General features: G+C 57.3%; 12 protein-coding genes. All 12 read left to right on the forward strand.

Annotated elements, in window-relative coordinates; translation table 11 throughout:
* Positions 1-137: 137 nt before the first annotated feature.
* The 12 genes from argS (at position 138) to ACE4YL_RS07760 (ending at position 11,522) form a co-directional block, all read left to right on the forward strand.
* On the forward strand, positions 138-1,814 hold the full coding sequence (gene argS / locus ACE4YL_RS07705) for an arginine--tRNA ligase (protein ID WP_461360378.1): 1,677 nt from the start codon (positions 138-140) through the stop codon (positions 1,812-1,814).
* Between the two features lie 12 nt (positions 1,815-1,826).
* Positions 1,827-2,567 (forward strand): YesL family protein, encoded by a 741-nt coding sequence (locus tag ACE4YL_RS07710; protein WP_461358104.1) that lies wholly within the window; start codon positions 1,827-1,829, stop codon positions 2,565-2,567.
* Entirely contained in the window at positions 2,564-4,159 is a 1,596-nt protein-coding gene (locus ACE4YL_RS07715; RefSeq protein ID WP_461367267.1) for a CTP synthase, read from the forward strand. The genes ACE4YL_RS07710 and ACE4YL_RS07715 overlap by 4 nt, the downstream gene beginning before the upstream one ends.
* 18 nt (positions 4,160-4,177) lie before the next feature.
* Positions 4,178-4,654: a bifunctional nuclease family protein gene (locus ACE4YL_RS07720; protein WP_461358106.1), complete on the forward strand. Its 477-nt coding sequence runs from the start codon at positions 4,178-4,180 to the stop codon at positions 4,652-4,654.
* Positions 4,655-4,718: 64 nt separating this feature from the next.
* The gene (locus tag ACE4YL_RS07725) at positions 4,719-5,096 is read left to right on the forward strand and encodes a hypothetical protein (protein ID WP_461360379.1); all 378 of its coding nucleotides are present in this window, start codon (positions 4,719-4,721) and stop codon (positions 5,094-5,096) included.
* Between the two features lie 274 nt (positions 5,097-5,370).
* The gene (locus ACE4YL_RS07730) at positions 5,371-6,222 is read left to right on the forward strand and encodes a class II fructose-1,6-bisphosphate aldolase (protein WP_461358108.1); all 852 of its coding nucleotides are present in this window, start codon (positions 5,371-5,373) and stop codon (positions 6,220-6,222) included.
* A gap of 33 nt (positions 6,223-6,255) precedes the next feature.
* The gene (gene rho / locus ACE4YL_RS07735) at positions 6,256-7,527 is read left to right on the forward strand and encodes a transcription termination factor Rho (protein WP_461358109.1); all 1,272 of its coding nucleotides are present in this window, start codon (positions 6,256-6,258) and stop codon (positions 7,525-7,527) included.
* 66 nt (positions 7,528-7,593) lie between these two features.
* Positions 7,594-8,709, forward strand: coding sequence for a peptidoglycan DD-metalloendopeptidase family protein (locus tag ACE4YL_RS07740; protein WP_461358110.1), 1,116 nt, complete (start codon positions 7,594-7,596; stop codon positions 8,707-8,709).
* Between the two features lie 81 nt (positions 8,710-8,790).
* Positions 8,791-9,000, forward strand: a complete 210-nt coding sequence (gene rpmE, locus ACE4YL_RS07745) for a 50S ribosomal protein L31 (protein WP_461358111.1) — start codon at positions 8,791-8,793, stop codon at positions 8,998-9,000.
* 86 nt (positions 9,001-9,086) lie between these two features.
* The gene (dusB, locus tag ACE4YL_RS07750) at positions 9,087-10,016 is read left to right on the forward strand and encodes a tRNA dihydrouridine synthase DusB (protein WP_461360381.1); all 930 of its coding nucleotides are present in this window, start codon (positions 9,087-9,089) and stop codon (positions 10,014-10,016) included.
* A gap of 60 nt (positions 10,017-10,076) precedes the next feature.
* Complete coding sequence (locus ACE4YL_RS07755) at positions 10,077-10,607, forward strand: helix-turn-helix domain-containing protein (RefSeq protein ID WP_461358113.1); 531 nt, start codon at positions 10,077-10,079, stop codon at positions 10,605-10,607.
* Between the two features lie 3 nt (positions 10,608-10,610).
* Positions 10,611-11,522, forward strand: coding sequence for a quinate 5-dehydrogenase (locus ACE4YL_RS07760; protein ID WP_461358114.1), 912 nt, complete (start codon positions 10,611-10,613; stop codon positions 11,520-11,522).
* Positions 11,523-11,704 lie beyond the last annotated feature (182 nt).

Here is an 11,704-nt window from a genome sequence, read left to right on the forward strand (position 1 = left end):
CGGGGCTAAAAAGTGGTTGTACATTACACGGACAAGTGATATACTAACGGAGAATGGTAGTGCAGCTCTGCACAGCCGGTTTTTTCCCCTATAGGAATTCCTATGGGGGAGTTTCTTTAGTTAGGGAGGGCACTGAGATGAGTGTGTGGTTAGAGCAAAAGCAGCAGCTGATCGCCGCGCTGCGGGAGGCCATCGATGCGGCCAGGGCCAGCGGCAAGCTGCAGGTGGAGTCGGTACCAGAGATCGGTCTGGAAGTGCCCCGGGACAAACAGCACGGCGACTTCGCTTCGAACATAGCTTTGGTGATGGCCAGATCGGCCCGCAAGGCGCCCCGGGAGGTAGCGGAAATCATCGTGGAGCACTTGCCCCAAGGCGGCGTAATCCGCGCCGTGGAGGTGGCCGGCCCCGGTTTCATCAATTTCTTTTTAAGCAATGATTGGCTGTACGCCACCCTCAGGGCCATTGAAGAGCAGGGTGAGGCCTACGGCAACAGCAGCTACGGCACCGGGGAAAAGGTGCTTTTAGAATTTGTGAGCGCCAATCCCGTGGGCCCCATGAATGTGGTCAACGCCCGGGCCGCCGCCGTGGGCGATACCCTGGCCCGCCTGCTCCGGGCGGTGGGCCACACTGTGCATACGGAATTTTACGTGAATGATGCCGGCAACCAGGCAGATGTTTTCGCCCGTTCCCTGGAAGCCCGCTATCAGCAGCTGAGGGATCCCAGCTATCCCTTTCCCGAAGATGGCTATCCCGGTGAATACGTCATAGACTTAGCTAAGGTCTTGCAAGAAGAGCGCCCAGACCTCTTGGATCTCCCCTATGAGGAGCGCATCGCTTTTTGCAAGCGCTGGGGGACAGATCAGATGGTGGAGATGCAAAGGGCGGACCTGGCGGCTTACGGGGTTGAGTTCGATCTCTGGTTCCGGGAGCGTGATCTGCATGAAGCAGGCGCCTTGGAGGCAGTGATCCAGTTCTTAAAGGAAAAGGGCCTGCTCTTTGAGGAGGAAGGAGCCCTCTGGTTCAGATCGACCCAGTTCGGCGATGACAAAGACCGGGTCATCGTCAAAAGCGACGGCTCCTACACCTATGTCACCGCTGATATTGCCTATCACCACAACAAACTGCAGCGGGGCTTCACCAAGCTGATCAACATCTGGGGTCCCGATCATCACGGGTATATTGGCAGGATGAAGGCGGCCATCCAGGCCCTCGGGTACGGCGCCGACACCTTGGAAGTGCTGATCCTGCAGTATGTGGCTCTGCTGAGGGATGGCCAGCCCGTGAAAATGTCCAAACGGGCCGGTGAGTTCATCACCATGCAGGATCTGGTGGACGAGGTGGGGAAGGATGCGGCCCGCTTCTTCTTCCTGCACCGCAGTCCCGAAAGCCACCTGGACTTCGATTTGGATTTGGCCGTGGAACAGTCCAGCGAGAATCCGGTCTTCTACGTGCAGTATGCCCATGCCCGGATCTCCAGCGTGCTGCGGCAGGCTGCGGAGCAGGGGATCACCGTGCCCACCTGCCGGGAGGTCGATCTCAGCTTGCTCCAGCACGAAGCGGAGCTGGATCTCCTCAAACAGCTGGCGGCCCTGCCGGAAGAGCTGCTCCAAGCGGCCCTGCTGCGGGAACCCCATCGCATCACCAATTACGCCCTGGAACTGGCGGGCCTGTTCCATTCCTTCTACACCCACTGCCATATCTTGGGTGAAGAACCATCCCTGAGGGATGCCCGCTTGGTGCTGGTGGCCAATATCCGGACTGTGCTGAGGAAAGTGTTGGGTTTGCTGGGTGTAGATGCCCCGGAACAGATGTGAGGATGGTGACGTATGGGTTTTAAAGAGAGTTTGCGGACGTTCTGGCAGGCCCTCAAGCTGAGCTACGAACATATCGGCAAGGTGATGGCCACCAACTTGATCTGGTTTGCCGCAGGGTTCTTCCTGCTTTTGCTCTTTACCTATCTTCCCGTGCAGAACGACTGGTTTTTCATCTTGGTCTTGGTGGGTACGCCCCTCACCATCGGCGGTGCCTTCGCCGCGGTGCACTACCGGATGAACGCGGTGGTGCGGGGGGAAGAGACCACCATGGCCGATCTCTGGCTCGGCTTTAAGCGCTATTTCCTGCGGGGGGCCATCCTGGCGGCCTTGGGCGCCATCGGTTTCGGCATTTTGTTTTTCAACATCTGGTTCAGTGCCAACTACCCCAGCAAGCTGTTTATCGTCCTTTCTGGTTTTTGGGTGTGGGGTATTGTCCTGTGGTATGCCATCCACCAGTTCGTCTTCCCCTTTGTGGTCAACCAGAATGCGGGGGTGTTCGGGGCTTTGAAAAAAGCGGCCTTGATCGTGCTGGACAATCCCTGGCCCAGTTTTCTGCTGGTGATCATGAGCCTTTTGGTCATTGCCCTCAGTCTCTTGTTCGCGGCTCCCCTGTTGATTTTCCTGGCCAGTTTCCTGGCCCTGCTGCAAAACTGCTTCTACCATAAATTGATGATCAAATACGATCTGCTGGCCCAGGAACGAGCTGCTGAGGACCGGGCAGAAGGAGAGTTGGAAAGGGAGGACCAGGCGTGAGCAAGTTTGTGTTTGTCACCGGAGGCGTTGTTTCCAGCTTAGGAAAGGGCATCACGGTGGCCTCCTTGGGGAGGCTCTTGAAAAGCCGGGGCCTGAAAGTGAGCGCCCTGAAGTTTGACCCTTACCTCAACGTGGACCCAGGAACCATGAGCCCTTTTCAGCACGGGGAAATCTTCGTCACGGAAGATGGCGGCGAGTGCGATCTGGACTTAGGCCATTACGAAAGGTTTATTGACACCAACTTAACCAAGGAGAGCAACATCACCAGCGGTAAGATCTATTGGTCCATCCTTTCCAAGGAACGTAAAGGCGGTTACGATGGGGGCACGGTGCAGGTCATCCCCCACGTGACCAACGAGATCAAAGACCGCATCTGGTCACTGGCGGAACGAAGCGAAGCCGATGTGCTGCTGGTGGAAATCGGCGGCACCGTCGGGGATATTGAAGGGCTGCCCTTTATGGAAGCCATCCGCCAATTCCGCATGGATGTGGGCAGGGAAGCGAGCCTGTTTATCCACGTCACTTTAGTTCCCTATGTGGCTGCGGCCAAGGAGTTGAAGACCAAGCCCACCCAGCACAGCGTGAAGGAACTGCGCAGCATCGGTATTCAACCCGACGTGATCGTCTGCCGCAGTGAGGCCCCTTTGACTGAAGATATCCGGGCCAAAGTTGCCCTGTTCTGCAATGTGGAGGAAGAGGCTGTCATTCCCAATCCCGATGTGGAAAGCATCTACGAGATTCCCCTCTGTTTTGCGGAAGCCCGCTTAGACGAGATCGTTTTGGAGAGGCTAAATCTAACCGCCGCCCCGGCGGCTCTGGATTCGTGGCGGGAGCTGGTCTCCGTGATCAAGAACCTGTCCCAAAAAGTGGTCGTGGGCATTGTGGGCAAGTATGTCTCGCTGCCCGATGCCTATCTGAGCGTAGCGGAAGCCCTGCGGCACGCCGGGATCCACCACGGGGTGGATGTGGAGCTCCGCTGGATCGAAGCGGAAGACCTGGAAGAGGGCAGAACCGATCTGCTGAAAGATCTGGATGGAATTGTGGTTCCTGGAGGATTTGGGCCCCGCGGTGTGGAAGGAAAGATCACAGCTGCGCAGTATGCCAGGGAGCATAAAATCCCCTATTTCGGCATCTGTTTAGGCATGCAGAGTGCCGCCATCGAGCTCGCCAGAAATGTGGCTGGGCTGGAAGATGCAGGCAGTGTGGAATTCGGCAGCTGCGCGCACCCTGTGATCAGCTTTATTCCAGGGTACCCGCAAGTGACGGGCTTGGAAGGAGCCATGCGGGTTGGGACCTATGCCTGCCAGATCCTGCCGGGCACACGCAGTGAGCAGTGCTATGGCCAGGAAGTTGTGTACGAACGGCACCGGAACCGCTACACCATCAATCAGGATTATGTGGAAAGCCTGGCCGGCGCCGGCATGCGGGTGGCAGGTGTTTCCTCCGAGGGGTTAGTGGAGATCATCGAGCTTGAGGATCATCCCTGGTTCGTGGGAACGCTCTTCCATCCGGAGTTCAAGTCCCGACCGACGCGGCCCCATCCGCTGTTTGTCGGCTTCATGCAGGCCATCCTGGATAACAAGAAGGGTTAACCACTAGGAGGTGTGCTTATGCTTCGCATGAAAGTTAAAGCAGTGGGCATAGATCGCGAGACCCTGTTTCCTGTGGTCATCCTCAGTGACGAGGCGGAAGAATCGTACGTCCCCCTGCTCATCGGCCCCGCTGAAGCAAACGCCATCGCAGTTGTCCTAGAAAACGTAGAAGTGCCGCGGCCTCTTACCCACGACCTCTTGCTCAGCTCGGCTCTGGCCTTGGGCGCCAAGGTGGACAAGGTGGTTATCACCGACCTCAGTGATGATGTCTACTACGCGGAAATCCACTTCCTGCAGGGGGGCAAAACGGTGCGGGTAGATGCGCGACCGTCCGATGCCATTGCCCTGGCTCTGCGGGCCGGCGCGTCCATCTTCGTAGACGAGAAGATCGTGCCCCACGCCATCACGGTACCCAAGGAGGAAGACCCTGAGCTGGAGGAGTTCCGTTCCTTCCTCGAGAACCTGTCGCCAGATGATTTCCGGAGGGAGAACTAAACCCAGCTATTTTGCATAGGTGGAATTTTTCGGCGCATACTCTTGGCTAGAAAGGGTGTGCGCCATGTTCATGGAAAAATACAGTGGAGTGTGGGTGTTGGTTCTGCTGCTTCTGGCTCTTCCCGCCGGGGCCTGGGCCCAGGGTAGCCAGTGGCAAATGGTCCACGGGGAGGTGCTGCAGGTTCTGCCTGAAGAACATAAACTGGTTATAGCCTGCGGCGGAGAAGAAGTGCTCCTGGCGGTCGAAGAGGATTGTAGGGTTTTCCGCCAGGACCAGCCTGTGGCCTTGGCCTCCCTGCGCCCCGTGGCCGCCGGTGCCTACCAAGATGTCCTGTGCTGGATCAACACCAAAGGCTTGGTGAGCCTGATTTTGGTAAACTATTATGTGCAGGAAGAGGACGGATTGTTAGTTGCTTATGATATCTTTGGGAATCGCAAGTGATATCGAAGGAAAATCCTACCGCGTGACGAAGTATAGGTCGCGATAGTCGGATCTTTCCCGGGGTCCGAGGCAGCCCGCCCGCCCCGAGAGGCTATCCTCTCCTGTGCCTGCTTTCAACCTTTTTTCACCCCTCACCGTGGCGGTTTCCGCTCCACAGTTTTCCCGCAGGAGATGACTTCAGAATCAGCACCCAGAGAGTAAGTTCCTTCAGCGGTTGCCTTGGGGCAGCTGCTCTGGCAAACCTGAAACCAAATTCACAAGGAGGCTACGGAAAGTGTTAGTATCCGGAAAAGAACTGTTTCAAGCGGCGAAGCAGGGTGGCTATGCTGTGGGCGCCTTTAACGTCAACAACATGGAGATCATCCAGGCAATTATCGAAGCAGCGGAAGAAGAGAAGTCTCCAGTTTTCCTCCAAGCCAGCCAAGGGGGCATCAAGTACGCAGGTATTGAGTACATCGCGGCCCTGGCCAAGGCTGCTGCAGAAAAGGCCTCAGTGCCTGTGGCCCTCAATTTGGATCACGGAACCAGCTTCAGCCAGGTAGCCCAGTGCATCCGCCACGGGTTCTCCGCGGTGATGATCGACGGCTCCCAGCTGCCGTATGAGGAGAACATCGCCATAACCCAAAAGGTTGTGGACGTGGCCCATCCTTGCGGAGTGTCTGTGGAAGCGGAATTGGGTAAGATCGGCGGAGTGGAAGACGACATTTCCGTGGAGGCCGCGGAGGCTACCTTCACCGATCCCCAAGAGGCCGCGGACTTTGTGGAACGCACTAAGGTGGATGCCCTGGCCATTGCCATCGGTACAGCCCACGGCGTGTACAAAGGCGAGCCCAAGCTGGACTTTGAGCGTTTGGCTAAGATCAAAGAGGCCGTCGATGTCGCCCTGGTGCTCCACGGAGCATCCGGTGTACCCGATGAAGCCATCCGCAAAGCAGTCTCCTTGGGGATCTGCAAGATCAACATCGACACCGAACTGAGGCAGGCCTTCACCAGGGCTGTGCAGGAAGTGGTCCGCACTAAACCTGAGGAAATCGATCCCCGTAAGCTTTTGGGGCCAGCCCGTGAAGCCATGAAGGAAACGGTGAGGGCGAAAATCAGGCTCTTTGGAAGTGCCGGGCGTGCCTAACGGCCCGGCCCTGGGGTCGAAGGTGGTGAACGCTTGAATATTGCAGAGCTTGAATCAAAGACCTTTGCTGAGCTCCAGGAACTGGCAAAGGACCTGGGTCTGACCGGGTTTAAGCGGCTTCGCAAGAAAGATCTGATCATCGAGATCTTGAAACATGAGACCATGAAGGAGAACCTGCTGTTTATCAGCGGGATTCTGGAGATCACCAGCGAGGGCTACGGATTTCTGCGGGTGGATAATTACACACCTGGTGGTGATGATGTCTATGTTTCTCCTTCCCAGATCCGGCGCTTTTCCATGCGCACTGGGGATGAGATTTTAGGCCAGGTGCGTCCACCCAAAGACGGGGAAAGGTACTTCGCACTCTTGAAGGTGCTGGCCATCAACCTCTCCGATCCCGAGCTGGCTGCCGAACGCCCGTGTTTTGACGACCTAACGCCCATTTATCCCCAGCGGCGTCTCCACCTGGAAACAACCCCGACGAATTACACCATGCGGCTCATGGACATATTATCCCCATTGGGATTTGGCCAAAGGGGGCTGATCGTCTCCCCGCCCAAAGCCGGTAAGACGACCGTCTTAAAGATGCTGGCCAACTCCATCGCGGAGAACCATCCCGATACCGAGATCATTGTCCTGCTCATTGACGAGCGGCCGGAGGAAGTTACCGATATGGAACGTTCCGTGAGCGGAGAAGTGATCAGCTCCACCTTTGACCTGCCGCCGGAAAATCACGTGCGGGTCGCCGATATCGTGCTGGCCAGGGCTAAACGGTTGGTGGAGTCGGGCAAGGATGTGGTCATTCTCCTGGACAGCATCACCCGCCTGGCCAGAGCCCACAACCTGGTTGTGCCCCCCAGCGGGCGCACCCTCTCTGGCGGGGTGGATCCCGCCGCACTCCACCGTCCCAAGCGCTTCTTTGGGGCAGCCCGCAATTTTGAGGAGCAGGGCAGCCTGACCATAATTGCCACCGCCCTGGTGGATACCGGCAGTCGCATGGACGAAGTGATCTACGAAGAGTTTAAGGGTACGGGCAACATGGAGCTGCACTTAGACCGCAAGCTGGCTGAGCGCAGGATCTTCCCGGCCATAGATATTTACCGCTCCGGCACTAGGCGGGAGGATCTGCTCCTAACCCCTGAAGAGCTGGAGGCCACCTGGATGCTGCGCCGGGTGATGAGTGCCCTGGGACCCGCGGAAACCATGGATTTGTTGTTGGATCGGGTGATCAACACCAAGAGCAACCAGGAACTTGTGGAGTTGATCATTTCATCACCTTTCGCCGAAAATGTTAGGAATAAGTGAAGGGAAACCGTTGGTTGGCGTCGAAGTTTCCCCATTAGGTTATTGCCAGTCGAGGGAGGATTGGACATGAGGAGGCGGTTTGTCCGCAGCAAAGGGTTAATACTCTTGTTCTTTGCAGTAATCTTCAGCTTCGGAATCTTAGGCCAGGTCGATACCAGGATGCACATTGGTGGAAGTGACTGGGATCTGGACAGTCTGATTTACATCAATGTGGACGAGTACCTCTACACCCTTGACTCCCAAGATGATTTCGGACAACCTGCACCAACTGCGGAAACCCTAGCCGCCCTCGATGGAGCTGTCCAGTCGGTTGAGCGCCCCCAGGTAGCGGTGCTGGACGCCCCCGCTGAGCAGGAGGCGGAGGGGTCAGCCGCGGCTGCGCCCTCCCGGGCAGAGTCAGCCCTCCAGGTGGCGACACCGCCAGTGGCTGCGCCGCCTAAGGTGGAAGAGAAGAAGGAAGATAAACCCACCATTTTTGTGCATAAGGTCAATCCTGGGGAGACTTTGTGGGATATCGCCAATGCCTATGGGGTATCGGTGGATTCGATCATCTCAGCCAACGAGCTGAGAAACCCCAATATGCTGTCGGTGGGCCAGGAACTGAACATCCTGTCTGTCCAGGGGGTATTGCACCAAGTCGCCACGGGTGAGAGTCTGTGGGAGATTTCCGAGCGTTACCAGGTGGCCCTGGAGGAGATTGCCAGGGTGAACAACATCTCGGATCCCAGCCGAATCATGCCCAACACCAAGATTATCATCCCCGGGGCAACTCAGCTGCGGCCTAAAGATGTCTTGATCATCAATGGCCAGCTGCAGAAGGCCTTTGATTGGCCCGTTACGGGGCGGATCTCTTCACCCTTTGGTCCGCGCTGGGGCCGCATGCACAATGGTTTGGACATCGCCGTGAACACCGGTACCCCGGTGCGCGCCGCGGCTGACGGCCGGGTCACCTTTGCGGGATGGAACGGAGGATACGGCATTTTGGTCATCGTTGACCACGGCAACAACGTGGAAACCCGGTACGCCCACAACTCCCGCTTGAACGTGAAAGTGGGCCAAACGGTGACCAGGGGTCAGATCATTGCCTACAGCGGCAACACTGGTAATTCCACAGGCCCCCACGTACACTTTGAGATCCGCCATCGCGGCAATCCAGTTAACCCGCAGAACTATTTGAAGTAGGTTAGATTCTTGCCAGGCTGGCAGAGCTGTGTTATAATGTGCTGTGGCTCTGCCAGTTCGGTTAGTGAGGTGAAGAAGTAGATGAAAGCTGGTATACATCCCAAGTATGACAAAGCCATCGTAACCTGTGCCTGTGGAGAGACCTTTGAAACCAGGTCCACCAAGCCGCAGATCAGGGTCGAGGTGTGCTCTAAGTGCCATCCCTTCTACACTGGCCAGCGCCAGGTTGTAACCACCCAGGGTGGCCGGATTGAGCGCTTCCGCACCAGGTGGAATCTGGATCAGGAGTAAGGCAGTCTAGTCAAACGCAAAGCGAGAGAGACAAAGAGCAGGGAATGCCCTGCTTTTTTGTTAGGTAAGTTGAAGGAGGGGTACCGGTGGGAGTGTTTCTTGCCCCCATGGCAGGGGTGACTGACCTGCCCTATCGGGTTTTGGCCAGGGAACACGGTGCCGACCTGGTTGTCAGTGAAATGGTTTCCGCCCAGGCGCTGGTTTACAAAAATCAGCGCACTTTGGACATGCTCACCATCCACTCAGCTGAACGCCCCTGCGCCATCCAGCTTTTCGGCCATGATCCCGAGGTGATGGCCGCGGCCGCCAGGATCGTCTACGATCTGGTGCGCCCCGATATGCTGGACCTGAACTTCGGCTGCCCCACCCCCAAGGTGGTGAAAAACGGCGATGGTGCGGCTCTGCTGCGGGATCCGCGGCTTGTGGGCCGGATTGCGGCAGCAGTGGTCCAGGCAGTGCCTATTCCCGTCACAGCAAAAATCAGGTTGGGCTGGGATCAAGGGAGCATAAACTGCCTGGAGGTGGCCCAAGTCTTGGAAGAGGCGGGGGTGCACTGGCTCACTGTCCATGCCCGCACCAGGGAGCAGTTCTATTCCGGACAGGCCCAGTGGGAATGGATCGGTGAAATTAAAGCCCGCAGCCGCATCCCCATTGTGGGCAACGGCGATATCGTCTCCCCCCAAACCGCCCAGGCCATGCTGGAGCAAACCGGCTGCGATCATCTGGCTGTGGGGCGGGCGGCCCGGGGCAATCCCTGGATCTTCCGGCAGATCAAAGCGTATCTCACTGAAGGGTCACTGCTTCCCGGGCCAACGCTGGAGGAGCGGATCGAAGTTGCCCTGCGCCACCTGCGGATGAAGGTGGCCTACGACGGTGAACAGCGGGCTGTGCGGGAGATGCGGCCCCATCTCGCCTGGTACTTAAAGGGCATCCCCTATGCCGCGCCTGTGCGCAAGGAGCTGAACACCGCCACAACCCAAGGGCAGGTGGAGCGTTTGTTAAAAGAATTGTTGTAGAGCCGCTCCGGGCGTGTTATAATGTCTGTGTACAATGTGTGCACAAGAGCGGGTGATGTCATGGGCGGCTTTTTTCGCATAGGGGATAAACTGCTCAACCGGACCAAGCTGGATCGGATCATCGACCGCATTTTTGAGCTGAGGATCTCTGGCCTCTCCCAGCAGGAGGTGGCCCAGCGGGTCGGCTGCGATCGCTCGTTCATCTCCCGTCTGGAGAGCCTGGCGGAGGTCCGCAAAGGGGGCAGCCTGGCGGTGATCGGCTTTCCCTTGAGCAACACCGGGGAGCTTAAGGCACTGTGCCGGGAGTTGGGCGTGGATTACACGCTGCTCCTTACGGACGCAGAGCGCTGGGAGCTCATTGAGTCCTTTGACGGGAGGAGCCTGCTCAACTGGCTCATGGAGTTGATGGTGGAGATGAGTGCCTTCGATCACGTGATCATGATAGGGTCCGATATGCGCATCCGCTTAGCCGAGGCCATTTTGGGGGAGAAAGTGGTGGGGGAGTGCCTGGGCACCTCGCCCATCCAGGCGGACCATTACTTCAGCCCCGAAAGGCTGCGCAAGCTGATCACATCGATTAAAGGGGAGTAGCCGATGAAACGGATCGTGAGTGTCAGCATAGGCTCATCCAAACGGGATAGCAAAGCGGTGGTGCGTGTACTCGGAGAGGAGTTCTCCCTGGAGCGCATGGGCACAGACGGGGACATCCAAAAGGCCATAGCCATCATCAAAGAGTTGGACGGGAAAGTGGCTGCCTTTGGGATGGGCGGCATCGATCTCTACCTGTGGGGCGGTCGCCGGCGCTACATTTTACGGGAAGCGAAGCAGATCGCCAGGGCCCCGCAGGTTACTCCCATTGTGGACGGCTCTGGGCTGAAGAACACCCTGGAGCGGAAGGCCATTGAGACTCTGGCTGAGGAAGACCCCAGCATGTTTCGGGGCAAGAAGGTCCTGCTCACCTGCGGGGTGGACCGCTTCGGCATGGCGGCAGCACTGCAGGAGACCGGAGCTGAAGTGCTCTACGGCGATCTCATGTTCGCCTTAGGTGTACCCATTCCCCTCTACAGTCTGAAGGCTTTGGAGCGGGTGGCCGCGGTATTTGCCCCTATTGTGGTGCAGTTCCCCTTCCACTGGCTCTATCCCATCGGCGACAAGCAAGAAGAGGCGCCGGATCGGAAGAAGTATGAACGGTTCTACGCCTGGGCCGATGTGATCGCCGGCGATTACCACCAGATCCGCAAGTACATGCCCGATGATCTCAGCGGCAAGATCATCATCACCAACACCATCACCCCCAAGGATGTGGAGTTCCTCCGGAAGCGCCGGGTAAGGGAACTGATCACCACCACGCCGGATCTGGAAGGGCGTTCTTTCGGAACCAATGTCATGGAGGCACTGCTGGTGGCTATCCTGAATAAGCCCGTATCGGCCATCACTCCCCAAGATTACCTACGGCTTTTGGATGAAATTGGCTTCAAACCACGCCGGGAGGTGCTGGGGGCCTAAGTAAGCCCTGGAAACAGGCTCTAGAAGCTACTAGAATAGGGAGGCAACTTGTAGAATTAAGTGAAAGAAAAGCTCACGGCTCTCTGATACAATGTAAGGGTGCAAAACCAAATCATTGTTCAGGGAGGAGCCATGAGCTACGTTCATTGTACCAGAAGAAGAAGAAAAGGAAAACACCTGGA

It is taken from the genome of Candidatus Darwinibacter acetoxidans (assembly GCF_041936445.1).
GTDB lineage: Bacteria > Bacillota > Limnochordia > Darwinibacteriales > Darwinibacteriaceae > DTU010.

Bases quoted from the DNA above. Each gene is read 5' to 3' on its own strand.
- argS (WP_461360378.1), top strand. From the start codon at position 138: ATGAGTGTGTGGTTAGAGCAAAAGCAGCAGCTGATCGCCGCGCTGCGG.
- ACE4YL_RS07710 (WP_461358104.1), top strand. From the start codon at position 1,827: ATGGGTTTTAAAGAGAGTTTGCGGACGTTCTGGCAGGCCCTCAAGCTG.
- ACE4YL_RS07720 (WP_461358106.1), top strand. From the start codon at position 4,178: ATGCTTCGCATGAAAGTTAAAGCAGTGGGCATAGATCGCGAGACCCTG.
- ACE4YL_RS07725 (WP_461360379.1), top strand. From the start codon at position 4,719: ATGTTCATGGAAAAATACAGTGGAGTGTGGGTGTTGGTTCTGCTGCTT.
- ACE4YL_RS07740 (WP_461358110.1), top strand. From the start codon at position 7,594: ATGAGGAGGCGGTTTGTCCGCAGCAAAGGGTTAATACTCTTGTTCTTT.
- rpmE (WP_461358111.1), top strand. From the start codon at position 8,791: ATGAAAGCTGGTATACATCCCAAGTATGACAAAGCCATCGTAACCTGT.
- ACE4YL_RS07755 (WP_461358113.1), top strand. From the start codon at position 10,077: ATGGGCGGCTTTTTTCGCATAGGGGATAAACTGCTCAACCGGACCAAG.
- ACE4YL_RS07760 (WP_461358114.1), top strand. From the start codon at position 10,611: ATGAAACGGATCGTGAGTGTCAGCATAGGCTCATCCAAACGGGATAGC.